The sequence below is a fragment of the Variovorax sp. OV700 genome (assembly GCF_900099805.1).
In the GTDB taxonomy this organism is placed as follows: domain Bacteria; phylum Pseudomonadota; class Gammaproteobacteria; order Burkholderiales; family Burkholderiaceae_C; genus Variovorax.
Genome location: NZ_FNDR01000003.1, coordinates 63,059 through 89,444, shown reverse-complemented (window position 1 = coordinate 89,444; position 26,386 = coordinate 63,059). Strand labels below are relative to the sequence as shown.

The window sequence follows — 26,386 nt, the reverse complement described above, 5'->3', positions numbered from 1 at the left end:
TCGGAGGTCATGGCAGACACTCAGGCAGCGGGCGAGGGCAGGATGAACTGGTAGTCCGCCGCGATGCGCCCGTCGGCCGCGAGCACGAGAAACTCGAGGCCGAGCGCGGCAATGGGTCCGCCCTCGGCCGGAGCCATGTGCCAATGGAACATCACGGCGTCATGCAACCGCTGCGTGTCGCCCGACGAGGCAAAACGAAAACCGCCATCGCGCACGTTCTTCTCGTACGAGCCGCTGATGCGCTGCTCGAGCCCCTCGTAGCCCTTGACCTGCAGAGTGCGCACGAAGTGCTCGCCGTCAGGCACCCAGAGCTGGGCAATGGCGGCACGGCGCGTGTCGGGGTCGGGCTCGTTCCAGACGGCGACATAACGGTCGGCGAGTTCGGCAAAAGAGGTGCGGGTGGTCATGAGCTGGATCCTTGGGTTCGACTCGACGGAGCCGAAGTTCGAGACCGCAGTTTGTGGCGCAGCGAGTGGACAGTGAATGCCTGGAAAGCCGACAATCTTGTCCATTCGTCCACCGCGACAGGAGCTTTCATGGACCCGCTCGACGACGTGTTCGCCGCCATGCGCGTGCGCAGCGCGCTTTATGCGCGGCTCGAGGCGCGCACGCCATGGGGCGTGAGCCTGGCGGGTGGCGAGAGCGCGCGCTTCGGCTTGGTGGTGCGCGGCAGCTGCCTGCTCGAGGTGCCGGGCGTGGCGCAGCCGGTGGCGCTGGCCGCGGGCGATTGCTATGTGCTCGCGCACGGCACCCCCTATGTGCTTCGCGACCATCCGGACACGCCGGCCGTGAGTTGCGCCTCGGTGGTGCGCGACCGCATTGGCGGTGTCGTGGAGCTGGGCGGCACGGGTACCGCGGCGTCGGTGATCTGTGGCTGGTTTCACTTCGACCAGCGCGCGGCCCGGCCGCTGCTCGATCTGCTGCCGGTGCTGCTGCACGTGAAGATGGAGCAGGCACGCGCCATCGCGCTGCAAGGCACCTTGCAGTTGCTTGCGATGGAAACGGGCGAGCCGGGCCTGGGCTCGGGGCTGCTCGTGAGCCGGCTGGCCGACATTGTCTTCGTGCAGGCTGTGCGCGCGCATGTCGCGGCAGACGGTCCGCAGCAAACGGGGTGGCTGGGCGCACTGGCCGACGCGCGCATCGGGCCCGCGCTGCGCGCCATGCACAAGGACATGGCGCGCGACTGGACGGTGGAAACGCTGGCCTCGGCCGCCAGCCTTTCGCGCTCGGCGTTTGCGCAGCGCTTCCGCGAGCGGGTGGGCCAGGCGCCGCTGGAGTACCTCACGCAGTGGCGCATGTTCAAGGCCGGCAGCATGCTCGGCCAGGGCCATGCCGCGGTCGGCACCATTGCCGGCGCGGTGGGCTATGAATCGGAAGCGGCGTTCAGCAAGGCCTTCAAGCGCACGATGGGCATGGCGCCGGGCGCCTGGCGTGCGGCGGCACGCGATGGCGCCATGGCTTAGGTGCTTTAAAAAAAAAGCGTCGCTCAGGCCTTGGCCACAAGCTTGAACTGCGCCGCTGCATAGGCCCAGACCATGCGCGTGGCATCGGGCCCTTCCGGGTCGCTGAAAAGCAGCCGGGAAGCGCCGCCGCTCCATGCGTGCCCGAGGCGCGCAATCTCGCACAGCGTGACCACCGCGCGGCCTTTGTGCCGGAACTCGGTCACTTGCATGGGGTGCCGTTTGCCGCGCTGGAGCATGCGCGGCTTCCCCGGCTTGGCGCCGAGGGCCGTGGCCCACACGGCGGCGCTGTTGACGGCATTGCTCGGCGCCACCACGGCATCGGCGGTGCCATGCAGCACCAGCATCGGCGGCAAGGTCGCGAAGACGGCGGCCGCGCCCATCGCCTTGCCGACCGCGGTGGACGGCATGGGCGGCGTGTGCTGCCCGCGCATCGCGCCGAGGGCCGTTGCCGACGACTTTGCCGCACCTGGGGCCACGCCCGAATGCATGACCACGGCGCGAAAGCGCAGCGGATAGCGCGTGGCCAGCAGCGCCGCCATGCTGGCACCGGCCGAAAGTCCGGCCAGTGCAATGCGCTCGCGGTCGACCGGATACAGCACGCAGGCCTGGTCGATGGCCGCCATCAGCGTGGCGGCCTCGGCATCGGCCTTGCCCGAGCGGCGCTCATACCAGTTCCAGCAGCCTTGGGGATGGGCCAGCCTGTCTTGCTCCAGGTACAGCACCAGGAAGCGCTGCCGCACGGCCAGCGTATTCATGCGCGTACTGGCTGCAAAGTCGCGCCCCGTCTGGCCGCAGCCGTGCAGCATGACCATGAGCGGCAGCTTCTCGCCGGGTGCGAGCTTCAGGTCGGCCGGACGGAACAAGTGATAGCCGCGTGCACCGCCGGGGCCCAGCGCCATGCCGCTGAGCCAGTCGCCCCTGCCCGGGGGCGGCTTGAGCCGCTTGGCGGTCGCGCGCTGCACTTGGCCCGTCACGCGCTTGCTGTTGCCGAGCGTGAGCTTGGTGAGTGCCTTCAGATTGCGCTCGTAGGCGCGGGCGAACAGGGATGCAGTGGAACGACGGACCATGGGCGCAGTGTGAGGGCAAAGCGCCGGCCGGCCAAACGGCTGCCAAGCCTCAGTAGATTTCCGGCACGATCATGTGGGCCGGCACGGGTTGGCGCAGGTAGTCCGCATGGCGCTCGCGCGCCGGCAGGTCGACCGGCGGATGCGGCACCTCCCGGTAGGGCAGCTGTCCCAGCAGGTGGCTGATGCAGTTCAGCCGCGCCTTCTTCTTGTCGACCGCCTGCACCACCCACCAGGGCGCTTCGGGAATGTGCGTGCGCTCCAGCATGATCTCCTTGGCCTTGGTGTATTCCTCCCAGCGGCGGCGGCTTTCGAGATCCATGGGGCTGAGCTTCCATTGCTTGAGCGGATCGTGAATGCGGCCGAGGAAGCGCATGTGCTGCTCGTCGTCGGTGATGGAGAACCAGTACTTGATGAGCTTGATGCCGGAGCGCACCAGCATCTTCTCGAACTCCGGCACGGTGCGAAAGAACTCTTCGTATTCGTCGTCGCTGCAAAAGCCCATTACGCGCTCGACACCGGCGCGGTTGTACCAGCTGCGGTCGAACAGAACCATCTCGCCGGCGGCCGGCAGGTGCGCGGCGTAGCGCTGGAAGTACCACTGCGTGCGCTCGCGGTCGTTGGGCGCGGGCAGCGCGGCCACGCGGGCCACGCGCGGGTTCAGACGCTGGGTGATGCGCTTGATGACGCCGCCCTTGCCCGCCGCGTCGCGGCCTTCGAAAAGAATGACCACCTTCTGCTTGCTGTGCTGCACCCAGTCCTGCAGCTTCACGAGCTCGCCCTGCAGGCGGAACAGCTCCTTGAAGTAGGCCTGGCGGGCGGCCTTGTCGGTTGTGTGCGCCGCGGGGTCAAGCCCGTCGATGTTGCGGTCCTCGATCTCCAGCTCGAGCTCTTCGTCATAGCTGTCGATCAGGTCGCGGGCGATGCGTTGCATCAGGTCTTCGTGGTCTGGAAGTGCGCTCGTCAGCATCATGGCAAGGAGAAGGGGTGAGGTAGAACAAAGCATGCTGCCCGCCGCATATGACCATCGCGTGACAGCCTGCAATCCACCGACACGAAGTTGTCATAAATGGCGAACACCATCCGGGGCACACCCTTTTGTCTTTCCTGATCCACACGCACCTTGCCGGCACTCCATGACCTGGCCGCCAATTCGTACGGCGGCGACGAAGCCGGGCTGATCTGCGGCTACCTGTTCGACGCCGACGCGCCGGAGCCCGTGCGGGCCATCGATTCGGCGCAGGCTGCGGCCTGGCTGGACACCGGTTCGGTACGAGACGGCCCGGGCGCCGCGCCGGGCCGCGCGAGTTCCCCCGGATTCCTCTGGTTGCACTTCAACCTGAGCCACGCCCAGGCCGAGCGCTGGCTGTTGCGCCATGCGCAGCTCTCCGACACCTTCTACGAAACACTGCACGAGGGCCTGCCCTCCACGCGCATCGAGCGTGCCGACGATTCGCTGATCGCGGTCATCAACGACGTGCACTTCGAGTTCAGCTTCGAGCCCTCGGACATCTCCACGCTCTGGATCAGCGTGGGGCCGCGCCTGGTCGTCACGGCGCGCGCCAAGCCGCTGCGCTCGGTCGATGCGCTGCGCACGGCAGTCAAGGCCGGGGACGCTCCGCGCTCGAGCACGGAGCTGCTCGAGCACCTGCTGCGCGCGCAGGCCGACGTGCTGGTGAAGATCGTGCGCGGCGTCACTTCGCGCATCGACCGCATCGAGGACGAGCTGCTTGCCGGCCGGCTCGACCACAAGCGCGCGCGGCTCGGCGTGCTGCGCCGGCTGCTGGTGCGGCTGCAGCGTTTGCTGGCGCCGGAACCCGCCGCCCTCTTCCGCCTGCTGCAAGGTCCGCCAGGCTGGATGGCCGAGCCCGACGTGCAGGAGCTGCGCGGATCGACCGAGGAGTTCTCGGTGGTGCTGCGCGACATGCAGGCACTGCAGGAGCGCATCAAGCTGCTGCAGGAAGAAATTGCCGCCAACGTGAACGAGGACAACAACCGCAGCCTGTTCGTGCTGACCGTGGTGACCGTGCTCGCGCTGCCGATCAACATCCTCGCGGGCCTGTTTGGAATGAACGTGGGCGGCATTCCGCTGGCCGAGCACAAGCACGGGTTCTGGATCGTCGTGGCAATCGTCGCGAGCTTTACCGCAGTGGCGGCCTGGGCGGCTTTCCGCAAGAAGCGCTGAACCGCATCGGCAATTGCAGTAATGCTATTTATTTAATAGCAACGGCAATAGCAACCATGCGCCTGCATCGATTTCCAGACCCAATAGAATGACGATGTGTCCACCATTCTCAATGCCGATCTGCACTGCCATTCCGTGGTCTCCGACGGCACCCTGACGCCTGAAGAACTGGCCGCGCGCGCGGCGGCCAACGGGGTCGAGCTGTGGGCGCTCACCGACCACGACGAGGTGGGCGGCCAGCACCGCGCAGCCGCCGCGGCGCGCGCCAACGGCATCCGCTATCTCACCGGCACCGAGATCTCGGTGACCTTCGCCAACGAGACCGTGCACATCGTCGGCCTGGGCTTCGACCCCGACGACGCTGCGATGACGCAGGGCCTCTACGACACGCGCGGCGGCCGCGGCAAGCGCGCGCAGGAAATGTCCGAGGGGCTGGCCAAGGTCGGCATCCATGGCGCCTATGAAGGCGCGCTCAAGTTCGTCGGCAACCCGGAGCTGATCTCGCGCACCCACTTTGCGCGCTTCCTGGTCGAGCAGGGCCACTGCCGCGACACGTCCGAGGTGTTCCGCAAGTACCTGACCGAAGGCAAGCCCGGCTACGTGCCGCACCGCTGGGCCTCGCTGAAGGATGCGGTGCACTGGATCACGGCCGCCAAGGGCATGGCCGTCATCGCGCACCCGGGACGCTACAAGTTCACGGCGAACGAGGAATACGCGCTGTTCCTCGAATTCAAGGCGCATGGCGGGCAGGCGATCGAAGTCGTCACCGGCAGCCATACGACGGCCGAATACGTCGAGTACGCCGACAAGGCGCTCGAGTTCGATTTCGCCGCTTCGCGCGGCAGCGATTTCCACAGCCCCGACGAAAGCCACTGCGATCTCGGCAAGCTGCCACCGTTGCCCGGCGCACTCACGCCGGTGTGGGAACTGCTCAGCGACCGCATCCAGCAGTGAGCCAGAGCCCCGGGCCCGGCATCGACAGCGCAGCAACGGCGGCACTGGCGAACGCCCGCGTCATGTCGCGCCGGGCGCGCGACACCGAATCCGAGCGCATCCTCGCGGGCATCGGCCTGGTGCTGGTGGCTGTGGCCTGCTTTGCCACGCTCGACACCGCCACCAAGACTTCCACCGCCGCCGTGCCGATCCTCATGGGCGTGTGGTTCCGCTACGCCTTCCAGGCCGTGGCCACCACGGCGGTGCTGCTCCCGCGGCATGGCACGGCGCTGCTGCGCACGCAACATCCGCGCTACCAGTTGCTGCGCGGCGCGCTTCTGCTGGTGTCGAGCACACTGGCCTTCCTCAGCCTGCGCTACATGCCGCTGGCCGAATTCACGTCGATCGTGCTGGTCGCGCCGCTGGTCATCACGCTGCTCGCGGCCACCACGCTCAAGGAGCATGTCTCACCGCTGCGCTGGGTGCTGGTGGCCGGGGGATTCATCGGCACGCTGGTCATCCTGCGACCGGGCGGCGGCGCATTCAGCTGGGCCGTGCTGCTGCCGGTGGGGCTGGTGCTGACCAATGCATGGTTCCAGGTGCTCACGAGCAAGCTGGCGCAAACCGAAAATCCGCTGACCATGCATTTCTATACCGGCTGGGTCGGCGCGCTGATCGCCTCGCTCACGCTGCCCTTCGTGTGGATGGCCCTGCCCTCGTGGCACTGGTGGGCCTTGCTGTGCCTCATGGGTTTCATGGGCACGGTGGGGCATTTCATTCTCATCCTGGCCTACCAGCGCGCACCGGCCTCGACGCTCACGCCGTACCTCTATGCGCAGATCGCCTTTGCCATGCTGGGCGGCCGGCTCGTTTTTTCGCACGTGCCGGACCGCTTCTCGCTCATTGGCATGGCGATGATCGCGGTCTGCGGCGCGGCCGGCGCGTGGCTCACCGTGCGTGAGCGCCGGGTGCCCATCGAACCGGCGGAATCCTGATCAGGAGCTTTTTTCTTCATGGCCCAATACTTCGAAGTCCATCCCGACAATCCCCAGCAACGCCTCTTGAAGCAGGCCGCGGCGCTGCTGCAGCGCGGAGAGATCGTGGCCGTGCCCACCGATTCGAGCTACGCGCTGGCCTGCCATCTCGACGACAAGGACGCGGTCGACCAGTTGCGCCGCATCCGCCAGGTCGACGAGAAGCATCACCTCACGCTGCTCTGCCGCGACCTGAGCGAGCTGGCCAACTACGCGCGTGTCGACAACAAGCAATACCGGCTGCTGAAGGCCGCCACGCCCGGGCCCTACACCTTCCTGCTCGAAGCCACCAAGGAGGTGCCGCGGCGCGTGAGCCATCCGCAGCGCAAGACCATCGGCCTGCGCGTGCCCGACCACAAGGTGCTGCTCGAACTGCTGATGCTGCACGGCGCGCCGCTTTTGGCCACCACGTTGATCGCGCCCGGCGAAACCGAGGCACTGAACGACGCGCAGACCATTCGCGAGCGCTTCGAGAAGCAGATCGGCGCGGTCATTGACGCGGGCGCCTGCCCGTCGCAACCCACTACCGTGGTCGACCTCACGCCCATGGGCACGGGCGACGATCCGGTCGTGGTGCGGCAAGGCCGCGGCGCGCTGGCGGTGCTCGGCCTCTGACAAGCGGCACTGAAGCTTTGACTCTGTCTGACACAATCGCACAGTGGATATTTCCAACCTGATACAGACGGTACTTATTTACGCACTGCCCGTGGTCTTCGCGATCACGGTGCATGAGGCGGCGCACGGCTATGTGGCACGCCATTTCGGCGACAACACGGCCGAAGTGATGGGCCGCGTCACGCTCAACCCGTTGAAGCACATCGACCCCATCGGGACCATCCTGATGCCGCTGATGCTGTACTTTGCCACTTCTGGAGCCTTTCTCTTCGGATACGCCAAACCGGTGCCGGTGAACTTCGGGCGCCTGCGCCATCCGAAGCGAGACATGATCTGGGTGGCGCTGGCCGGGCCAGCATCGAATTTCGTGCAGGCCATTCTTTGGGCGCTGGTCCTGGTCGGGCTCATCGCAGCCGGCGTGGATGAAACCTTTTTCATCAAGATGGCGCAGGGCGGCGTGCTGGTCAACCTCGTGATGTGGGCTTTCAACTTATTTCCGCTGCCTCCGCTGGACGGCGGCCGCGTGCTCGCGGGCCTGCTTCCCAACGGTGCGGCGCAGAATTTCCTGGCGCGCATCGAGCCCTTCGGCTTCTTCATCGTGATGGGCCTGGTGCTCGCGGGCATCGTCAGCACCTTCTGGCTGCGTCCGCTGATGGACTTTGGCTACACCGTCATCAACCTGCTTATCTCACCGCTCACGGCTTTGCTGCGTTAAGTTCCTCTTCATGGCTACGTCTTCTTCCGCTCCCCTGCGCGTCCTGACCGGCATCACGCCGTCCGGCACGCCGCACCTTGGCAATTACGTCGGCTCGATCCGCCATTCGGTGCGGCAGAGCGTCGCGCCGGGCGTGGAGAGCTTTTTCTTCCTGGCCGACTACCACGCGCTCATCAAGGTGCAGGAGCCGGCGCTCATCCAGCGCTCGACGCTCGAGATTGCCGCCAGCTGGCTGGCCTGCGGACTCGACCCGGAGCGCGTCACCTTCTACCGCCAGTCGGACGTCGTCGAGATCCCCGAGCTGACCTGGTTCCTCACCTGCGTGACCGGCAAAGGCGTGCTCAACCGCGCCCATGCCTACAAGGCGCAGCTCGACAAGAACATCGCCAAGGGCGAAGACCCGGATGCCGACGTGACGGCCGGCCTCTTCATGTACCCGGTGCTGATGGGCGCGGACATCCTGATGTTCAACGCGCACAAGGTGCCCGTGGGGCGCGACCAGGTGCAGCACATCGAAATGGCGCGCGACATGGCGCAGCGTTTCAACCACCAGTATGGCGAGCACTTCACGCTGCCCGAAGCCGAGATCGACGATGCGGTGGCCACCCTGCCCGGCCTCGACGGCCGCAAGATGAGCAAGAGCTACGGCAACACCATTGCCATGTTCGCGCCGCGCGCGCAGCTGCAAAAGCAGATCGCCAGCATCGTGACCGACTCGCGCGCGCCCGGCGAGCCCAAGGACACCGAAGGCTCCGCGCTGTTCCAGATCTACCAGGCCTTTGCCAGCGCCGAAGAAACCGAGGCGCTGCGCAAGGCCTATGCCGAAGGCATCGGCTGGGGCGACGCGAAGCAGATGCTGTTCGAGCGTATCGACCTCGAAGTGGCGCCGCTGCGCGCGCGCTACGAAGCGCTGATGAACGACCCGGCGGAGATCGAGCGCATCCTGCTCATCGGCGCCGAGAAGGCCCGCAAGCTGGCCCGCCCCTTCATGGCCGAGCTGCGCCATGCCGTGGGCCTGCGCAATCTGGCAGCCGGCGCCGGCAAGGGCGGCGCCCGCAAGGCCAAGGTTGCCAAGCCGAGTTTCAAACAGTACCGCGAGCGCGACGGGCTGTTCTATTTCAAGCTGCTCGATGCGCACGGCACCGCCTTGCTGCAGAGTCGCGGTTTTGCCTCGCCGCAGGAAGCCGGCCGGGCCATTGCCGCCCTGCAGCAGCAGCGCGGCGCGGCATTGGCCGAGCTGGCCGACCAGCTCGAGCCGGCCGGGCCGGAAGAATTACGCGCCGCGAACGAGGCGCTGGAGGCACTGGCGGAAGCAACGGCCCCTACCAACGGGAGTTGATCCGGCAACATCCGTCGGCTTACCCGCCGAGGAAAGACGAAAGAAGACGGTGCGAACACTAAGGAAGAAAACATGAGCATTTATGTCATCGACGACCACCCCCTGATGCGCGACGCCATCGTGATGGTGTTGCGGCGCCTGCGGCCGGCCGAGAATATCGTCGAGCTCGAGCGCCTCGACAAGCTCGCGAGTTCGGTCCAGCAACGCGGTGCGCCCACCCTCTTCTGCCTGGACCTGAAGCTGCCCGACACCAACGGCGTTTCGGGCGTGGTCGCGGTCAAGCAGGTCTACCCCAACGTGCCGATCGCCGTGTATTCGGCGGCGCCGGCCGGGGACATGGAAGACGCCTGCATCGAAGCGGGCGCCGACACCTACATCGAGAAGTCGGCCAGCTCGGCCGAGCTGACCGCGGCCCTGCGCGGCCTGCTGATGGCCGGCTCCGAAGAAGGGGACGAGCCCGCGCTGGCCAGCAACAGCAAGCTCTCCAAGCGCCAGACGCAGCTCATCGCCATGCTCGACAAGGGCATGAGCAACCGCGACATCGCCACCGACCTGGAGATCAGCGAGCACACGGTGAAGGTGCACCTGTGGCGCTTGTTCCGCCGGCTGGGCGTGAAGAGCCGCACGCAGGCCCTGCACTATGCGCGTACCAATGGGTTAATTTCGAGTAACTAGGCTCGAGACTAGGCTCGCCCCCAGTCTTCGCGCACTTCGTGTCGCTTCGCCAACCCCCTACCGGGGGCAACACCTGAGGCCCGGCAAAGCCGGTTCCTCGGTAGAGCTTGGCTCTCCCCCAGTCTTCGCGCACTTCGTGTCGCTACGCCAACCCCCTTCCGGGGGCAACACCAGCGGCCCGGCAAAGCCGGTTCCGCGGTGTTTCTGGAAGGATTCAAACCGCGCCTCGTGCGCGGTTTTTTATGCAACAGGAGGCTCAGCCGCCGGAGGCGCTGACGCGGGCTTGGGCGACGGCTTCGTCGGCGTCGTGCAGTGCGACGCGGAACACGCTGCCGCTGCCGAGGCGGGAGCGGACGCTGACGGGGTGGCCGAGGACGTGCGAGAGGCGGGCGACGATGGCTAGGCCGAGGCCGAAGCCGTCGGAGGTGCCGGCGTGGTCGGCGACCTTGTAGAACTCCAGGAACACGTCGCGCAGGTGTTCGGGCGCAATGCCGATGCCGGTGTCCCACACCTCGATGCGCAGGCCGTCGCGCGTTTGCCGCGAGGCCAGCAGCACGCCGCCGTCGGCGGTGTACTTGATGGCGTTTGCAAGCAGGTTGCCGATCATGCGGCGCACGCGGATCGGGTCGGTGAGGAAGCTGCCCCCGGTCACGTGCACGCGGAAATCGAGGCCACGGCTTTCGGCCACTGGGCGGTATTGCAGTTCGAGGTCATGCAGCAGCTCGGCCACGTCCACGCGCTCGATGTGCAGCCGGACCTGGCCCGAGTCGATGCGCGCCAGGTCGAACATGGAGTCGAACAGCGCGTTCACGGCATGGGTGGCGCGAACGATCTTGGGCGCCAGTTCGAGCACCAGCTCCGGCTCATTGCGCAGCCAGTCGGCGTACAGGGACAAGGCCAGCACGGGCTGGCGCATGTCGTGCGCAGCGCTGGCCAGGAAGCGGTTCTTCATGGCCACGGCCGCCACCGCGGCCTGGCGCTGCTGCGTGAGCGACTTGATCAGGATGTGGTTGTGGAACAGCAGCTCCAGGCTGTTGCGCGCCGACTCGTGGATGTTGCGCCCCGCGCGCAGCAGCAGAAACCAGTGGAGGATCGGCAGGATCGGCATCAGGAAGCCGTACTGGAAATGCGGCTCCACGATATTGATACTGACGAGCCGGATCAGAACTGCCCCGAGCATCGTGATGAACAGCGTATTGACGTAGCGCTTGAGCAGCGGTGGGTGCAGCGCCAGCCCGTTGAGCGGAAAAGTGCCGACGCCGGCCACGATGAGCCAGCTCATGAACTGGTTGACCTGCGGCGTGCGCTCGAAGAACAGCAGGACCGACGCGCCCCAGACCACCGCGCTGGTGCTCCAGATGAAGCCGTAGCGCTCGGTGAACTGCTGCTGCGCGGCTGCGCTCCGGCCGGCATAGCGCACTGCGTAGACCTTGGCGCCCCAGGCCCGACAGGCGGTGGCAATGAAGCCGGCTGCCAGCCACGTGAGCAGTTCCCAGTGCGGGATGTAGCTCCAGTTGAGGCCGACCATCAACGGCATGAGCGCCGCCGAGACCATATACGACCCTCGCGCGGACCGCATCAGGCTGCGGATCAGCTCGCCGCGTACCCACGATTCGGCTTCATCGGCCGAAGCCGGGACCGGTGTCACGCTCGCGATCGACGCATTGGCCATGTGGCGTTGAGCCCTCTTTTTAGTTTTCGACTACAGGAACCGCCCGCAATTGCGGGGAATGAAGAGGTGGCGATCTTAACGGGCGGATGCGGCCCTCCCGGGTATCGGCACGGCACCTTGATGGGGCCCGCGAACGAAGCGCAAAGGCCGGGAAACGAAAGTTTTGTTTGCCGGCGCAGGCGGCCGGGCAAAGGCAGATGGCGGAAGACAGGCAAAAAAATAGCCCCTTTGCGGGGCCATTCCTGGAGGAGAGGGAGGGATTCGAACCCTCGGTACTATCGCTAGTACGCCTGATTTCGAGTCAGGTACATTCGACCACTCTGCCACCTCTCCGGTGCTGTCGAGCCTACGATTCTAGCAGACAAAAACGGGGGTTTTGAAGCCCCCTCGACCCTGCCCGATCAGCCGCGCAGCAGTTCCTTCCCACCCAGGTAGGGCCGCAGCGCGGCAGGAATGTTGATCGAGCCGTCTTCGTTCTGGTGATTTTCGAGCACTGCGACCAGCGTGCGGCCGACCGCCAGGCCCGAGCCATTGAGCGTATGGACGAGCTCATTCTTGCCCTGCGCATTCTTGAACCGGGCCTGCAGGCGGCGCGCCTGGAAGGCTTCGCAGTTGGACACCGAGCTGATCTCGCGGTAGGTGTTCTGCGCCGGCAGCCAGACCTCCAGGTCGTAGGTCTTGGTGGCGCCGAAGCCCATGTCGCCGCTGCACAGCAGCACCACGCGGTACGGCAGCTCCAGCGCCTGCAGCACGGCTTCGGCGTGGCCGGTCATCTGCTCGAGCGCCTCGTAGCTCTTTTCGGGGTGCGCGATCTGCACCATCTCGACCTTGTCGAACTGGTGCTGGCGGATCATGCCGCGCGTGTCGCGGCCCGCGCTGCCGGCTTCGGAGCGGAAGCACGGCGTGTGGGCCGTGAGCTTGATCGGCAGCTGCGCCTCGGCCACGACCTCGTCGCGCACGAAGTTGGTCAGCGGCACTTCGCTGGTGGGAATGAGATAGAGCGACCGCCTGGAAAGTGCCATTATTTCTTCATCGTGCAACGAGGCAAGCCCTTTGTACGCGTCTGCACGAAACAAGTCCCCCTCGAACTTCGGCAGTTGCCCAGTCCCGCGGAGCGAATCATCATTGACGATGTAGGGCACGTAGCACTCGGTGTACCCGTGCTTCTCGGTCTGGGTGTCGAGCATGAACTGCGCAAGCGCGCGGTGCAGCCGGGCAATCGGCCCTTTCATTACGCTGAAGCGCGAGCCCGAGAGCTTGGCGCCCATTTCGAAGTCGAGCCCGAGCGGCGCGCCCAGGTCGACATGGTCCTTGGCGGCAAAGGCCAGCGGCGTTGCATTGGCGCCGGCGCCGCCCTGCGGGCTCCAGCGGCGCATTTCGACATTGCCGGTTTCGTCCTCGCCGACCGGCACGCTGGCATGCGGCAGGTTGGGCACCGCCAGCAGCAGCGCCTGCAGCTCGGGCTGGATTTCTTCGAGGCGCCTGGATTGCGATTCCTGCTCGGCCTTGAGCGCGTTGACTTCGGCCATCAGCGCATCGGTCGATTCGCCCTTGGCCTTGAGCGGGCCGATCTGCTTGTTCAGCGTATTGCGGCGGGCCTGGATTTCCTCGGTGCGGGTTTGCAGCGTCTTGCGCTCGGCCTCGAGCGCGCTGAACGCCGCCACGTCGAGGTAGGGCTGGTTTTTCTTGCGTTTTTCGAGGCCGGCGACGGCGGAGGCCAGGTCCTTGCGGAGCAGAGTGATGTCAAGCATGGGGGGATTTTAGGTGGGCGTAGCATCTCCTTCCCCACAGTTCAACCGAAGGGAAAAAGCGATGCAAGCCTATCTGACATTCAACGGCAACGCGGCCGAGGCAATGGCCTTCTATGCCAAGGCGCTGGACGGCAAGGTCATCTTCAGCATGACCTTCGGCGAAAGCCCCATGGGCGCCGAAACGCCTGCCGAATACAAGAACAAGATCATGCACGCCGCGCTCGAAGCCCGGGGCCACAAGCTGATGGCCTCCGACATGCCGCCCGGCAAGCCTTTCGAGGGCCACAAGGGCTTCTCGCTCTCCGTGCAGGCCAACAGCGTGGACGAAGGCAAAAAGCTGTTCGACGCGCTGGCCCAGGGCGGCCAGGTCACGATGCCCTACGGCCCGCAGTTCTGGGCCGTCGGCTTCGGCATGCTGACCGACAAGTTCGGCGTGCCGTGGATGGTCAACTGCGAGAAATAAAAGGACTTCAGGCGACGCTGGCCGGGTCGACGTTCGCGCCGCAGACGATCAGGCACACCTTCTCGCCCTCACGGGGCACGTATGCGCCGGTCTGCAGCGCCGCCAGCGGCAGCGCGGCGGCCGGCTCGACGGCGAGCTTGAGCTCCTTCCACAGCCACTGCTGCGCGGCACGGATGGATTCGTCGGACAGCAGCAGCGCGTCCTGCACGTATTGCTGGGTAATTTCCCATGAGATGGCGCCGATGCGGCGCGCGCCGAGCGAATCGGCAGCGATGCCACCCACCTCGACGTCGACCGGCTCGCCGGCCTCACGGGCGCGGAACAGCGTGGGCGCCTTCTCGGGTTCGAGCGCCACCACGCGGGCGCGCTTCTGGAACCAGCCGGCGAGGCCACCGATCAGGCCGCCGCCGCCGACGCTCACGAGCACCGAATCGGGCAAACCGCCCTCTGCTTCGATCTCGACGCCGAGCGTGCCCGCGCCGGCCACGACTTCGGGCTGGTCGTAGGCATGGGTCAGCAAGGCGCCGGTTTCCTTCTGGCGCGTGAGGCAGGCGGCCAGCGCGTCGGGGTACAGCTCGCCGACCACGATCACCTCGGCGCCCAGCGCCCGCAGCCTGGCGCGCTTGGCTTCGGGCGAAACGCCGGGCAGGAACACTTGGCAGCGCACGCCCAGGGCCTTAGCCGCCGCCGCAGTGGCAATGCCGGCGTTGCCGCCCGAGGCCACGACTACGCCGCTCTCGGGAATGTCGTTGGCCAGCAGGCGATTCATCATGCCCCGCGCCTTGAAGCTGCCACTCACCTGCATGTGCTCGAGCTTGAGCCACAGCTCCACGCCGGGCACCTCGATGCCGAAAGCGGAAGCCGGCAATTTCCAGAGCGGCGTCTGGCGCAGGAAGGCGCCGGAGCGCTCGCGCAGCCTGCGGGCGGCGCCGTCTATTTCAGAGCGCCAGTCGGTGTTTTCGTGAATCAAGAGATGTGTCCCGGAGGAGGAATGTCGTCGAGCTTGAGGCCCTTGGGGAGTGGAAACTTGATGGTTTCCTCGATGCCGTCCATCTTGCGGACCGACACCGCGCCGAGCGCCCTCACCCGCTCGATCACCTCGCGCACCAGCACTTCAGGGGCCGAGGCACCGGCCGTGAGGCCGATGCGGCCCTTGCCCTCGAACCACTCGGGCTTGAGCTCGTCGGCCGAATCGACCATGTAGCTTTCGGTGCCCAGGCGCTCTGCCAGTTCGCGCAGCCGGTTGCTGTTGGAGCTGGTGGGGCTGCCGACCACGATCACCAGGTCGACCTGCGGGCTCATGATCTTGACCGCGTCCTGGCGGTTCTGCGTGGCGTAGCAGATGTCCTGCTGCTTGGGCTCGCGCACCTTCGGAAAGCGCGCACGCACCGCCGCCGCGATTTCGGCCGCATCGTCCACGCTGAGCGTGGTCTGCGTGACGACGGCGAGCTTGTCGGTCTGCGCGGGCGCCACTCTGGCCACGTCTTCCACGTCTTCCACCAGATGGATGCCGCTCGAAAGCTGGCCCATGGTGCCTTCGACCTCGGGGTGCCCCTTGTGGCCGATCATGATGAACTCGTAGCCTTCCTTGGCGAGCTTGGCGACCTCGACGTGCACCTTGGTCACCAGCGGGCAGGTGGCGTCGAAAACGTCGAAGCCGCGGTCGCGCGCCTCCTGCTGCACCGCCTTGCTCACGCCATGCGCGCTGAACACCAGCGTAGCGCCGGGCGGCACGTCGGCCAGGTCTTCGATGAAGATCGCGCCCTTGGCCTTGAGCTCGTTCACCACATAGGTGTTGTGCACGATCTCGTGGCGCACATAGATGGGCGCACCGAACTTGGCAAGGGCGCGCTCGACGATCTCGATGGCGCGGTCCACGCCCGCGCAAAAGCCGCGCGGCTCGGCGAGGATGACTTCTTCGAGGCTCGGGTTCATAGCACTCCGATCAGGCGCACCTCGAAGGTCACGGGCTGCCCGGCCAGCGGATGGTTGAAGTCGAAGCGCACCGCGGTCTCGTTCGATTCGACCACCGCGCCCGCGTAGCTGCCCGTGCCGTCGGGCGTGGGGAACTGCACCACGTCGCCGACCGCGTATTGCTCGTCGGGGTCGCCCATCTGCGCCAGCAGCTTCCTGGCCACCCATTGCTGCATCTCGGGGTTGCGCTCGCCAAAGGCCTCGCCGGCGGGCAGCTCGAAGGTGGCGTGCGTGCCCTCTTCCAGGCCCATGAGCCGCTGCTCCATGGCGGGCGAAAGCTCGCCGGTTCCCAGCGACAGGGTCGCGGGCTTGTCGTCGAACGTGTTGATGATGTCGCCCGCCGGACCGGCCAGCCGGTAATGCAGGGTCAGGAACGAGCCGGAAGTCACAACGTGGGACATGGGTGCAGTGGAGGTGGGCAAAGACAAGGTGGGTGTCCCGATAAACTGGACTGCATTTTAAGGAGCGGGCGCGTTCGCCTGCCCTTTCAGGGTTTCACCAGGTTTCCGATGGCATTCAAGGATCTCCCCGCCCACGCCCGCCCGCGCGAAAAACTCATCGCACGGGGCGCCGGCGCGCTGGCCGACGCCGAGTTGCTGGCGTTGCTGCTGCGCACGGGCGTGGCCGGAAAAAACGTGCTCCAGCTGGCCCAGGAGCTGCTCGACCACTTCGGAGGCCTTTCAGGGCTGCTCCAGACCGGCGCCGAGGATCTGAAGGTGATCAAGGGCATGGGCGGCGATGCCAAGCGCGCCGAACTCATCGCGGTGCTCGAACTGGCGCGCCGCGCCATGGCAGAGCGCCTCAAGGAGCGAGCGGTGTTTGACTCGCCCGAGGCAGTCAAGCAGTATCTGCAGCTGCACATCGGTTCGCGCGCCTACGAGGTGTTTGCGGTGCTGTTTCTCGACGCGCAGCACCGGCTGATCGTGCTCGAGGAGCTGTTTCGCGGAACGCTGACCCAGACCAGCGTCTACCCGCGCGAAGTGGTCACGCGCGCGCTGCACCACCGGGCCGCGGCCGTGGTGCTGTCGCACAACCATCCCAGCGGCAGCATCGAACCCTCCCGGGCCGACGAGTCGCTGACGCAAACGCTGGGCGCCGCGCTCGCGCTGATCGACGTGCGCGTACTCGACCACGTGATCGTCAGCGCCGGCCAGGCTTTTTCGATGGCCGAGAAAGGGCTGCTCTGATGGCTTCCCGCACGCCGCCCATCAAGAATCTCGCGGACCTGAAGCAGGTGCAGCGCGCGCTGGCCGAAACCCGCGAGCGCGAAGCGGCCGCAGCCGCCGTCAAGGCCGCGGCGGAACGCAAGCGCGCCGCCGAGAAAGACCTGTTCGCGCGCGCCATCGGCGCCACGGAGCCGCTTCGCCGCAAGGCCGCGGTGCCGCTCGCGCCCGAGCCGCCGGCGCCCATCCCGGTACAACACCAGCTCGACGAACAGCGCGTGCTGCGCGAATCGCTGTCCGACGAATTCGACGTGACCACCCTGCTCGACGTCGACGACGCCATGAGCTTTCGCCGCCCGGGCATCGGCACCGACGTGACCGCGCGGCTGCGCAAGGGCGACTGGAGCATCCAGGCACAGGTCGACCTCCACGGTCTGCGCAGCGACGAGGCGCGCGAGGCGCTTGGCGGCTTCATCCGCAACGCCTACAAGCAGGGGCTGCGCTGCGTGCGCGTGGTGCACGGCAAGGGCCTGGGCTCACCGGGCAAGCAGCCGGTGCTCAAAACCAAGGCGCAGCGCTGGCTCATTCAGAAGAACGAGGTGATCGCCTTCGTGCAGGCCAAGCCCGCCGAGGGTGGCGCGGGCGCCCTGGTGGTGCTGCTGGCGCCAGCGCGGCGCTGAATGGGCCCACCCCCGTCCCTCGCTCACTTCGTGTAGCTCGACTCCCCCCTCAAGGGGGCAACACCAGCGGCCCGGCAAAGCCGGTTCCGCGGTGTCCCTCGCCCACCCCAGCCTCGTTCACTTCGAGGCTGCCACCGGGGTGACGGCTATGCCAGGTGATTCTTGAGCGGAACGGCCGCGTCGGCCACCGCTTCGGGCGCGGGGCTGCGCCCCGCCTCGAGCAGCTTGCGACACATCATGTGATCGACCGGCGCGTTGATCGATTCGACGCACACCAGCTGTCCATCGACATAGTGGAACAGCGAGAACGCATCGGGCTTGGGGCCCGGCCGGCGCACGCTGGTCGACCCCGGCGTGCCTTCGGCCGGCACTAGGCCGACCATCTGCAGGCGCAGGCTGCCCTGGTCGGACCAGAACCAGGGCACGGCATCGTGCGGCCGTGCGGCGCCGGTCAGCGTGGCGACAGCGGTGCGCGCCTGGTCGCTCGCGTTCTGCACCGATTCGAGCCGCAGTGCGCGCCCCGCGCGCCGATCGGGAAAGCGCGTGCAATCGCCCACCGCAAGCACGTCGGCCGCGCTGGTCTGCATGTGGCCATCGACCACGATGCCGTCGGCGCATTCGATGCCGGCGGCCTGCGCCAGTGCGGTTTCGGGCACGGCGCCAATGCCGAGCAGCAGCAGGTCCACCGGTTGCTTCACGCCGTTGACCTGGAGCGAAAGCAGCCGCTCCCCTTCGACCTCGAATGCGCCGGTGCGCGCGCCAAGCACGACGTCGATGCCCGCCGCGCGATGCGTTGCCAGCACATGGGCCGACAGCTCGGGCGACACGGCACGGCCCAGCAGGCGCGGCGCGCTTTCGATCACCTGCACGCTCTTGCCGAGCGCCTTGGCCGTGGCCGCCACTTCGAGCCCGATGAAGCCGCCGCCCAGCACCGTGACCTGCTGCGTATCGGCGAGCCGCGAACGCAGGCGATGCGCTTCATCGGCGGCGCGCAGGCTGACAACGTTCTCCAGCCCTGGCTTCAGGTCCGGCATCTGGCGCGCACGCGTGCCGGTGGCCAGCACCAGCCGCTCCCAGGGCAGGACGGCGCCGGAGCGCAGCGTGACGGTGTGCGCCTCACGGTCGATGGCGACTGCTGCGTCGCCCAGGTGCAGCGTGATGCCCGCGTCGCGGTACCAGTCGGCGGCCTTGTGCGGCTGAGTGGTTTCCTCGGCGCTCTTGAGAAACGCCTTGGACAAAGGCGGGCGATGGTAGGGCTCGCAAGCCTCCTCGCAGACGAGGTGCACGTTCGCACCCAGCCCCGCCTGGGCCAATCCGGCGCAAAGCTGGGCCGCGGCATGGCCGCCGCCGATGATGACGATGGAATTCATTGAAGAGAGTCTCTTTCGGAGTCGTTGTATGTTCTATTGCTCGCCGCGATTGCGCATCCAGTCCGCGGTCTGGAAGAAGGAGTCGCGCAGGCGTGCGCGCAAGCCTTCGGGCACACCGGTCTCACCCATCGCCTGGTCCATGCAGGCCAGCCACTGGTCGCGCTCCTTGATGCCGATGCTGTGCCCGCCGATGCTCTGCGGCAGATGGCGAGCGCGCAGCATCGGATGCCCGAAGCGGTCGGTGTAGTGCTGCGGGCCGCCGAGCCAGCCGCACAGGAACCAGAAGAGCCGCTGGCGCGCATTGTCGAGGCTGGTGCCGTGCACCGCGCGCAGCTGCGCATAGGCCGGCTCGAGCTCCATCAAGTCGTAGAAGCGATCGACCAGCGCCTGCACCCTGGGTTCGCCGCCGATCCATTCGAAGGGCGTGTCGACGGGTGGCTTTTCGTGAATCTGCATGGCGGGAGTATCTCTCCAGCAGCCGCCCCGGGCTGCACGAGGCTTGAATTCCCGCGAATCGCAGTACCGGCATCAGGACCATTTGGGCGTCCATATGCATATGTCGATTGAGGATTTAATAATCCACGGTTTTATTGATATGGTGCCGTCCTTGCTTTCCCAGAAGGAGAAGAACATGCGCTTGAACCTCATTGCCGCGGCCCTCGCGGCCTCCGCGCTGCTGACGGGCATCGCTGCCCACGCGGACCAGCTCGCCGACATCAAGAAAAAAGGCGAACTCGTGGTCGGCGTGCTCGGAACCGACGAGCCCGCCACTTTCATCGATCCAAAGACGCGCCAGATCGTCGGCTACGAAGTCGACCTGGTGAACGCCATCGCCAAGAAGATCGGCGTGAAGCCGGTGCTCAAGCAGATCGCGGTGGCCGCACGCATTCCCGAACTGCAGCAGGGCCATGTGGATCTGGTGGCCGCAGGCCTCACGCACAACAAGGAGCGCGAGGCGCAGATCGACTTTTCGCTCACCACCTTCGTCACCGGACAGAAGGCCGTCGTGAAGAAGGACAGCGGCATCAGCGACGTGCCGCAGCTCGCCGGCAAGAAGGTGCTCACCATCCGCGGCGGCACGCAGGAGCCCAACATCCGCAAGGCCGTGCCCACGGCCGAGGTCGTGACCTTCGACACCAGCCAGCAGGCCTTCCAGGCGCTGCAGCAAGGCAAGGGCGTGGGCTATGTGGACGATGAGGCCGCGCTGCTGCGCAGCTACGCCAAGCTGGGCCCGCAGAAGGCCCAGTACGTGGTGCTCAAGCAGAACCTGAGCACCGAGGCGCTGGCCATCGGCATCAAGAAGGGCGAGAGCGGACTGAAGGCGGTGGTGGACGAGACCCTGCGCGAGCTCGAGAAGTCGGGCGAAGCGCAGAAGATCTTCGTCAAGTGGTATGGGCCGAACACGGCTTCGGGCTTCCAGACGCGCGACTTCAAGCTCGAGAGCGACAAGATCGACTGATCTCGGGTTTTCTCCTTCCCCCTCTGGGGGAAGGCAGGGATGGGGGCAAGCGGCCGTTGTTCAGGCCGCGATGTTGCCGACGCCGCCGTGCCCCCACCCCAACCCTCCCCCAGCGGGGGAGGGAGCCAAGCCAATCCGTCGCGGCAGTGATACTGTCGCCCCCCAATGCCCCTGTTCGACTATTCGTTGCTGCTCACCGGCAAGTACCACGACATGCTGGTCGCGGGCTTGCTGCTGTCGCTGCAGCTGCTGGCGGCCTCGCTGGTGCTGGCGCTGCCCATCGCGCTGGTGGTGGCGCTGCTTCGGCTGTCCCCGCTCGCGCCGCTGCGCTGGCTCGGCTTTGCGTACGTCGAAGTCATACGCAATGTTCCGCTGCTCGCCCACATGCTGTTCTGGTACTTCGGCGCGCCCGAGCTGCTGCCGGAGGGCATCAAGCAATGGCTCTATGCGGGGCACATCGAGGCCTACAGCGCCATCATTGCGCTTTCGCTCTATACGGCAGCCTTCATGGCGGAAGACATCCGCAGCGGCATTCGCGCGATTCCCACCGTGCAGTTCGAGGCCGGCCGCGCGCTGGGCTTCGGCTTTCTGGGCACCATGCGCCGCGTGGTGCTGCCGCAGGCGCTGCGCGTGACGGTGCCGCCGCTCATCTCGCAGACGCTGAGCCTCTGGAAGAACACCTCGATCGCCACCGTGATCGGCGTGGCCGAGCTGATGTACCAGGCCGGGCAGGTCGAGAGCGCGACCTTTCGCAGCTTCGAGTCGTTCGCGTTCGCGAGCGCGGCCTACCTGACGGTGTCGCTCGCGATCACCGGCCTTGCCACCTGGTACCACCACCGCTATCCGGTGCGGACCATCTAGAAATGTTGATGAGATGCTAGAGATCATCAACGACTACTGGGTCTATTTCCTGATCGGGCAGTACCCGAACGGCCCGCTCGGCGGGCTTGTACTCACGCTGCTGCTCGCCTCCTCTGGCCTCGTGCTCGCGCTGCCGCTGGGCATCGTGCTCGGCCTCGCCCGCGTGAGCCCGTGGCGCTGGCTGCGCTGGCCGGTCACGGGCTTCGTCTTCGTGGTGCGCGGCCTCCCCTTGCTGATGGTGATTTTCTGGGCCTACTTCTTCTTGCCGAGCGTGACGGGCGTGAAGACCGACCAGTTCACCACCATGCTGATCGCGCTCGTGGTGTTCGACGCAGCGTACCTTGCCGAGATCGTGCGCGCCGGCATCCAGGGCCTGCCGCGCGGCCAGATGGAAACCGCCCGCGCGCTGGGCCTGGACTATGGCCGCGCGATGCGTCTCGTGGTGCTGCCGCAGGCGCTGCGCAGCATGCTGCCCTCGCTGGTGAACCAGTTCGTCTCGACCATCAAGGAAACCTCGCTCGGCTACATCATCGGGCTGGCCGAGGTGTCGTTCATCGCGACGCAGATCAACACGCAGGTGTTCACCAAGCCGGCGCAGATCTACCTGATCCTGGGCCTGACCTATTTCATCCTCTGCTTCGGGCTATCTCGTTTCGCCTACTGGCTCGAGCGCCGTCTCGCGCGGCGCGGCATGTCCGTGGCCAACCCCGCTTCGGCCCCCAAGGTGTCCGCATGATCGAACTCCAGAACGTCAACAAGTGGTACGGCAGCTACCAGGCCCTGGTCGATATCGACGAGACCATCCACAAAGGTGAAGTGGTCGTGGTGTGCGGCCCCTCGGGCTCGGGAAAGTCGACGCTGATTCGCACCTTCAACCGGCTTGAGCCGATCCAGTCGGGCCGCATCCTTTTTGAAGGCAAGGACATCCATGCGCCAGGCACCGACGTGAATGCGTTCCGCTCGCGCATCGGCTTCGTGTTCCAGCAGTTCAACCTGTTCCCGCATCTCACGGTGCTGCAGAACTGCACGATGGCACCGATGCAGCTGCGCGGCCTCACGCGCAAGGAGGCCGAAGAGCGCGCAATGGCGCTGCTGCTGCGCGTGGGCCTTGCCAACAAGGCGGATGCATGGCCCAGCGAGCTCTCAGGCGGCCAGCAACAGCGCGTGGCGATTGCGCGCGCGCTCGCCATGCAGCCTCCGCTGATGCTGTTCGACGAGCCCACCAGCGCGCTCGACCCTGAGATGGTCGGCGAGGTGCTGCTCGTGATGCGCGACCTCACGCGCGACGGCATGACCATGGTCTGCGTCACGCACGAGATGGGCTTCGCGCGCGAGGTGGCCGACCGCGTGATCTTCATGGACGAGGGCAAGGTGCTCGAACGTGCCACGCCCGACGACTTTTTCAACCGGCCGCAGCATCCCCGCGCGCAGCAGTTTCTTTCGGACATCCGTTCGCCCTTCGCGCGCGGCGCGTGACATCCTCTCTACGATCGTGACTGATACGCACACGCTTCCCGTGATCGATGTCGCCCCGCTCGTGGCCGGCACGCCCGAACGCGACGGCGTGGCCGCGCAGATCGGCGCTGCCTGCCGCGCGCACGGCTTCTTCTATGTCACGGGCCACGGGGTCGATGCGGCGCTGGTACAGCGGCTCGAAATGCTGAGCCACCGCTTCTTCGAGTTACCCGAAGAAACCAAGACGCAATGGCGCATGGCCCTGGGCGGGCGTGCCTGGCGCGGCTTCTTCCCGCTCGGCGGCGAACTCACCTCGGGCCGGCCCGACTGGAAAGAAGGCCTCTACCTCGGCACCGAACTACCCGCCTCGCACCCGCTGGTGCAGGCGAAGACACCGGTGCACGGGCCCAACCTTTTCCCCGACGTGCCGGGCTTGCGCGAAACCATTCTCGACTACATGGCGGCGGTCACGCAGCTGGGCCACCGGCTGATGGAAGGCATTGCACTGAGCCTCGGCCTGCCGGCGGCGTACTTCGCCGAGCGCTATACGGCCGATCCTCTCATCTTGTTCCGCCTGTTCAACTACCCCTCGCAGCCGGTGCCCGAAGGGCTCGACGTGCAATGGGGTGTGGGCGAACACACGGACTACGGCCTGCTCACCATCCTGCACCAGGACGACGTGGGCGGCCTTGCGGTGCACACGCCCAGCGGCTGGATCGACGCGCCCCCGATTCCAGGCTCCTTCGTCTGCAACATCGGCGACATGCTCGACCGCATGACCGGCGGTCTCTACAAGTCGACGCCGCACCGCGTGAGGCGCAACACCTCGGGGCGCGACCGGCTCTCGTTCCCGTTGTTCTTCGACCCGAATTTCGAGGCGCGCGTGCAGCGCATCGAAGGCCTCGCGGGTGCCGAGGCGCTAGACGACAGCGCCGAGCGCTGGGACCGCGCCAACGTGCACGCATTCAGCGGCCGCTACGGCGACTACCTGCTCGCCAAGGTGTCGAAGGTTTTCCCGCAGTTGCGCGACGAAGTACTCTGAGGTGCTCTCGATGGAAGGCTGGCGGGGGTGTCGATGAATTCATCTTCCCAGTTGCCGACATCCGCATCGGGATCGGAAATGGGCACGAGCTTGTCGCTGCGGCAATAGAAGGTCCAGCCCTCGAACAGCACGTCGTAGTAAGTGCCGGGCAGGTAGCGCTCGCTGGGCGCCTCGTAGGGCGCGGAGACCACCTCCACGATGCGTCCGACGGCGCGCTCGGTCATCGGCGACGCGAGGCAGCTGTCGAGCACGTGGCAGAGGGTCCCGATCTTGATCATGTGCGTATCACCTGGCCGGGAAACCACCGCGGCACATGGGCAACGGCCTCGTGAAGGGAGTCGAGCACATGGAAGGCCCGCTCGACAATCGAAGCTGGCGGGTGCTTGAGATCAGGCACGATCACGACCCTGAGGCCTGCCGCCAGTGCGGCCTTGGCGCCGTTTTCGCTGTCTTCGAAGGCCACGCATTTCGCCGGGTCCACGCCGAGGCGCTCGGCCGCGAGCAGGTAGAGCGCCGGATCGGGCTTCGCCCGTGCCACCTCGTCGCCACCTGCAAAAGCGTCGAAGTGATGGAGCACGTCGAGGCTGCCGAGGCAGGCCTGGATCTGCCCGCTGGTTGAAGACGATGCCACGGCGCAACGCGTTCCGCGCTGCCGCAGCGCACCCAGGAACTCGGCTGCGCCGGGCTTGATCGGAAACATCGGAAGGCCATCGGCGCGCTGCAGTTGCAGCAGTTTGCGAACGTGGCCGATGGCATGGCGATAGGCGTCGGGCCCGCCGAGCAGCGTGCCGAGAATCAGCTCGGACTCCGCGGTGGCGAGGCCCACCACCTGCAGATACTGGCTGTGCGAAAGCTCGATGTCGAGCGTGCGGGCCGCTTCGATCCATGCAGCCATGATGGGCCGCTCCGAATCGATGAGCAGCCCGTCCATGTCGAAGATGGCAGCGGCAAACATGGCGCGATCCTAAGCCTGTGCGCCGGAAAACAAAAAGGGGCCGCCCGGCCCCTTTGGAGAAACGGCCGAGATCCGCCGCTCAGTCGCGCACCAGCGCCCGGTTCAACCCCAACGCCGCCAGCGTGCCGACCGCGCCCGACAGCAGATACACGCTCACATAGGCCAGCCCGAAATTCGCCGACAGGCCGAGCGCCACCAGCGGGGCAAAGGCGGCACCGATGAGCCACGCCAGGTCGGCCGTCAGTGCGGCACCGGTGTAGCGGTACTTGGGCTCGAAGTTTGAGGTCACCGCGCCTGCCGCCTGGCCATAGGAGAGTCCCAGCAGCACGAAGCCCAGCAGAATGAAGATGTCCTGGCCGATGCGGCCGCCGTCGAGCAGCGTGGGTGCAAAGCCGCTGAACACCGCAATCATCGCGGCCAGGCCGCCCAGCGTGAAACGACGGCCCACACGGTCGGCGATCACGCCCGAGGCCACGATGCCGCCGGCGCAGAACACCGCGCCGATCATCTGCACCACCAGGAATTCGGTGATCGACTGGTCGGAATACAGCGTGATCCAAGACAGCGGGAACACTGTGATCAGGTGGAACAACGCATAGCTTGCCAGCGCCGCAAATGCGCCGATCAGCAGGTTGGCGCCCTGCGAGCGGGTCAGCTCGACCACGCTGGTGGGCTGCAGCTCGCGCTCTTCGAGCAGGCGGGAATATTCCTCGGTTGCCACAAGCCTGAGGCGAGCGAACAGCGCCACTACGTTGATCGCGAAGGCCACGTAGAAGGTGTAGCGCCAGCCCCAGTCGAGGAAGTCCTTGAGGGGCAGGTTGGCGTACAGGTAGGCGAACAGCGCGCTGGCCACGAAAAAGCCGAGCGGCGCCCCAAGCTGGCCCAGCATGGCGTACCAGCCGCGGCGGTTCTGCGGCGCATTGAGCGCCAGCAGCGAAGGCAGACCGTCCCACGAGCCGCCGAGCGCAAGGCCCTGGGCAAAGCGGAAGACCGACAGCAGCACGATCGACGTGAATCCGATGCTCGCGTAGCCCGGCAGGAAGGCGATGCCCGCGGTGGAGGTGCCCAGCACGAACAGCGCGATGGTCAGCTTGGCCTCTCGCCCGAACCGTCGCTGGATGGCCATCGAAATGACAGTTCCGAACGGCCGTGCAATGAAAGCGAAGGAGAAAACCACGAATGCGTAAAGGGTTCCCTCCAGACGCGCCTCGAACGGAAAGAACACCGCCGGGAACACCAGCACCGAGGCAATACCGTAGACGAAGAAATCGAAATATTCCGAAGCACGGCCGATGATCACGCCCACGGCGATCTCGCCGGGTGCGATGTGCGAGTGATCGGCGTCGCCCTGGCTGGCGCCGTTTCCGGACGTGTTCGGCACAGGCTGTGCGCCTTGCGGACTGATGCTGGACGTCGTCGTCATTGCGTTTTGTAATTCGGGTGTCACCGGCAGTGACAAGGTAGACCATTGAACAGAGGTTCCAAGCGTCTCACCGAATGGGGATTCCCGCCATAGGA

The 26,386-nt window shown here is 66.4% G+C and carries 29 protein-coding genes and 1 tRNA gene; 16 read left to right on the top strand and 14 right to left on the bottom strand.

Annotated features, from left to right (window positions below; all coding sequences use genetic code 11):
- Positions 1–20 precede the first annotated feature (20 nt).
- A complete protein-coding gene (locus BLR24_RS07585) occupies positions 21–407 on the bottom strand; it encodes a nuclear transport factor 2 family protein (protein ID WP_093015119.1) in 387 nt (128 codons plus the stop codon).
- 129 nt (positions 408–536) lie between these two features.
- Between BLR24_RS07585 and BLR24_RS07580 the strand changes: the two genes are divergently transcribed.
- Positions 537–1,463, top strand: a complete 927-nt coding sequence (locus BLR24_RS07580) for an AraC family transcriptional regulator (protein WP_093015117.1) — start codon at positions 537–539, stop codon at positions 1,461–1,463.
- Between the two features lie 23 nt (positions 1,464–1,486).
- Here the strand turns inward: BLR24_RS07580 and BLR24_RS07575 are convergent, their stop codons facing one another.
- The gene (locus BLR24_RS07575; protein ID WP_093015115.1) at positions 1,487–2,530 is read right to left on the bottom strand and encodes an extracellular catalytic domain type 1 short-chain-length polyhydroxyalkanoate depolymerase; all 1,044 of its coding nucleotides are present in this window, start codon (positions 2,528–2,530) and stop codon (positions 1,487–1,489) included.
- A gap of 49 nt (positions 2,531–2,579) precedes the next feature.
- Positions 2,580–3,500 carry a polyphosphate kinase 2 gene (gene ppk2, locus BLR24_RS07570; protein WP_093015113.1) on the bottom strand — a complete coding sequence of 307 codons (921 nt, stop codon included), beginning with the start codon at positions 3,498–3,500 and terminating at the stop codon, positions 2,580–2,582.
- Positions 3,501–3,650: 150 nt separating this feature from the next.
- Here ppk2 and BLR24_RS07565 point away from each other — a divergent pair, with 150 nt between their 5' ends.
- From BLR24_RS07565 to BLR24_RS07535, 7 genes are all read left to right on the top strand, one after another.
- Entirely contained in the window at positions 3,651–4,712 is a 1,062-nt protein-coding gene (locus BLR24_RS07565; RefSeq protein WP_093015111.1) for a transporter, read from the top strand.
- A gap of 96 nt (positions 4,713–4,808) precedes the next feature.
- Positions 4,809–5,666: a 3',5'-nucleoside bisphosphate phosphatase gene (locus BLR24_RS07560; RefSeq protein WP_093015109.1), complete on the top strand. Its 858-nt coding sequence runs from the start codon at positions 4,809–4,811 to the stop codon at positions 5,664–5,666.
- Complete coding sequence (locus BLR24_RS07555) at positions 5,663–6,640, top strand: DMT family transporter (RefSeq protein WP_093015107.1); 978 nt, start codon at positions 5,663–5,665, stop codon at positions 6,638–6,640. Before BLR24_RS07560 ends, BLR24_RS07555 begins: the two co-directional genes overlap by 4 nt.
- Before the next feature lie 18 nt (positions 6,641–6,658).
- Complete coding sequence (locus BLR24_RS07550) at positions 6,659–7,294, top strand: L-threonylcarbamoyladenylate synthase (RefSeq protein WP_093015105.1); 636 nt, start codon at positions 6,659–6,661, stop codon at positions 7,292–7,294.
- Between the two features lie 43 nt (positions 7,295–7,337).
- Entirely contained in the window at positions 7,338–8,009 is a 672-nt protein-coding gene (locus BLR24_RS07545) for a site-2 protease family protein (protein WP_093015103.1), read from the top strand.
- 10 nt (positions 8,010–8,019) lie between these two features.
- Positions 8,020–9,348, top strand: a complete 1,329-nt coding sequence (locus tag BLR24_RS07540) for a tryptophan--tRNA ligase (RefSeq protein ID WP_093015101.1) — start codon at positions 8,020–8,022, stop codon at positions 9,346–9,348.
- A 72-nt stretch (positions 9,349–9,420) separates the two neighbouring features.
- Positions 9,421–10,023, top strand: coding sequence for a response regulator transcription factor (locus tag BLR24_RS07535; RefSeq protein WP_093015099.1), 603 nt, complete (start codon positions 9,421–9,423; stop codon positions 10,021–10,023).
- Between the two features lie 256 nt (positions 10,024–10,279).
- On the opposite strand, the gene BLR24_RS07530 is transcribed toward BLR24_RS07535, so the two are convergent.
- The 3 genes from BLR24_RS07530 to serS form a co-directional block, all read right to left on the bottom strand.
- Complete coding sequence (locus BLR24_RS07530) at positions 10,280–11,695, bottom strand: surface-behavior sensor histidine kinase ShkS (protein WP_093015097.1); 1,416 nt, start codon at positions 11,693–11,695, stop codon at positions 10,280–10,282.
- A gap of 243 nt (positions 11,696–11,938) precedes the next feature.
- Positions 11,939–12,028 (bottom strand) — tRNA-Ser (locus BLR24_RS07525).
- 68 nt (positions 12,029–12,096) lie between these two features.
- Positions 12,097–13,446: a serine--tRNA ligase gene (gene serS / locus BLR24_RS07520; protein WP_093015095.1), complete on the bottom strand. Its 1,350-nt coding sequence runs from the start codon at positions 13,444–13,446 to the stop codon at positions 12,097–12,099.
- A gap of 61 nt (positions 13,447–13,507) precedes the next feature.
- On the opposite strand from serS, the gene BLR24_RS07515 reads away from it, so the two are divergent.
- Positions 13,508–13,909: a VOC family protein gene (locus BLR24_RS07515; protein WP_093015093.1), complete on the top strand. Its 402-nt coding sequence runs from the start codon at positions 13,508–13,510 to the stop codon at positions 13,907–13,909.
- A gap of 7 nt (positions 13,910–13,916) precedes the next feature.
- Here the strand turns inward: BLR24_RS07515 and BLR24_RS07510 are convergent, their stop codons facing one another.
- From BLR24_RS07510 to BLR24_RS07500, 3 genes are read right to left on the bottom strand one after another with little or no spacing between them, the layout of a single operon-like run.
- Complete coding sequence (locus BLR24_RS07510) at positions 13,917–14,879, bottom strand: threonine/serine dehydratase (RefSeq protein ID WP_093015091.1); 963 nt, start codon at positions 14,877–14,879, stop codon at positions 13,917–13,919.
- A complete protein-coding gene (ispH, locus tag BLR24_RS07505; RefSeq protein WP_093015089.1) occupies positions 14,876–15,844 on the bottom strand; it encodes a 4-hydroxy-3-methylbut-2-enyl diphosphate reductase in 969 nt (322 codons plus the stop codon). Before ispH ends, BLR24_RS07510 begins: the two co-directional genes overlap by 4 nt.
- Complete coding sequence (locus tag BLR24_RS07500) at positions 15,841–16,284, bottom strand: FKBP-type peptidyl-prolyl cis-trans isomerase (protein WP_093015087.1); 444 nt, start codon at positions 16,282–16,284, stop codon at positions 15,841–15,843. The genes ispH and BLR24_RS07500 overlap by 4 nt, the downstream gene beginning before the upstream one ends.
- Positions 16,285–16,392: 108 nt before the next feature.
- Here BLR24_RS07500 and radC point away from each other — a divergent pair, with 108 nt between their 5' ends.
- Both radC and BLR24_RS07490 read left to right on the top strand, forming a co-directional pair.
- Positions 16,393–17,070 carry a RadC family protein gene (radC, locus tag BLR24_RS07495; RefSeq protein ID WP_093015085.1) on the top strand — a complete coding sequence of 226 codons (678 nt, stop codon included), beginning with the start codon at positions 16,393–16,395 and terminating at the stop codon, positions 17,068–17,070.
- Complete coding sequence (locus tag BLR24_RS07490; RefSeq protein WP_093015083.1) at positions 17,070–17,726, top strand: Smr/MutS family protein; 657 nt, start codon at positions 17,070–17,072, stop codon at positions 17,724–17,726. The genes radC and BLR24_RS07490 overlap by 1 nt, the downstream gene beginning before the upstream one ends.
- 146 nt (positions 17,727–17,872) lie before the next feature.
- Here BLR24_RS07490 and BLR24_RS07485 read toward each other — a convergent pair whose 3' ends face one another.
- A complete protein-coding gene (locus tag BLR24_RS07485; RefSeq protein ID WP_093015081.1) occupies positions 17,873–19,096 on the bottom strand; it encodes an NAD(P)/FAD-dependent oxidoreductase in 1,224 nt (407 codons plus the stop codon).
- 33 nt (positions 19,097–19,129) lie between these two features.
- On the bottom strand, positions 19,130–19,552 hold the full coding sequence (locus tag BLR24_RS07480) for a group II truncated hemoglobin (protein WP_093015079.1): 423 nt from the start codon (positions 19,550–19,552) through the stop codon (positions 19,130–19,132).
- Between the two features lie 175 nt (positions 19,553–19,727).
- Here BLR24_RS07480 and BLR24_RS07475 point away from each other — a divergent pair, with 175 nt between their 5' ends.
- From BLR24_RS07475 to BLR24_RS07455, 5 genes are all read left to right on the top strand, one after another.
- Complete coding sequence (locus BLR24_RS07475; RefSeq protein ID WP_093016273.1) at positions 19,728–20,555, top strand: ABC transporter substrate-binding protein; 828 nt, start codon at positions 19,728–19,730, stop codon at positions 20,553–20,555.
- 165 nt (positions 20,556–20,720) lie between these two features.
- Positions 20,721–21,416, top strand: a complete 696-nt coding sequence (locus BLR24_RS07470) for an amino acid ABC transporter permease (RefSeq protein ID WP_093015077.1) — start codon at positions 20,721–20,723, stop codon at positions 21,414–21,416.
- A gap of 13 nt (positions 21,417–21,429) precedes the next feature.
- On the top strand, positions 21,430–22,152 hold the full coding sequence (locus tag BLR24_RS07465) for an amino acid ABC transporter permease (RefSeq protein WP_093015075.1): 723 nt from the start codon (positions 21,430–21,432) through the stop codon (positions 22,150–22,152).
- Positions 22,149–22,892 (top strand): amino acid ABC transporter ATP-binding protein, encoded by a 744-nt coding sequence (locus BLR24_RS07460; protein ID WP_093015073.1) that lies wholly within the window; start codon positions 22,149–22,151, stop codon positions 22,890–22,892. Before BLR24_RS07465 ends, BLR24_RS07460 begins: the two co-directional genes overlap by 4 nt.
- A gap of 40 nt (positions 22,893–22,932) precedes the next feature.
- Positions 22,933–23,913, top strand: a complete 981-nt coding sequence (locus BLR24_RS07455) for an isopenicillin N synthase family dioxygenase (RefSeq protein WP_254787205.1) — start codon at positions 22,933–22,935, stop codon at positions 23,911–23,913.
- Here BLR24_RS07455 and BLR24_RS07450 read toward each other — a convergent pair.
- From BLR24_RS07450 to BLR24_RS07440, 3 genes are all read right to left on the bottom strand, one after another.
- A complete protein-coding gene (locus BLR24_RS07450; protein WP_093015071.1) occupies positions 23,856–24,191 on the bottom strand; it encodes a hypothetical protein in 336 nt (111 codons plus the stop codon). The genes BLR24_RS07455 and BLR24_RS07450 overlap by 58 nt on opposite strands.
- A complete protein-coding gene (locus tag BLR24_RS07445) occupies positions 24,188–24,868 on the bottom strand; it encodes an HAD family hydrolase (RefSeq protein ID WP_093015069.1) in 681 nt (226 codons plus the stop codon). The genes BLR24_RS07450 and BLR24_RS07445 overlap by 4 nt, the downstream gene beginning before the upstream one ends.
- A gap of 79 nt (positions 24,869–24,947) precedes the next feature.
- A complete protein-coding gene (locus BLR24_RS07440) occupies positions 24,948–26,291 on the bottom strand; it encodes an MFS transporter (protein ID WP_093015067.1) in 1,344 nt (447 codons plus the stop codon).
- Positions 26,292–26,386: the final 95 nt, after the last annotated feature.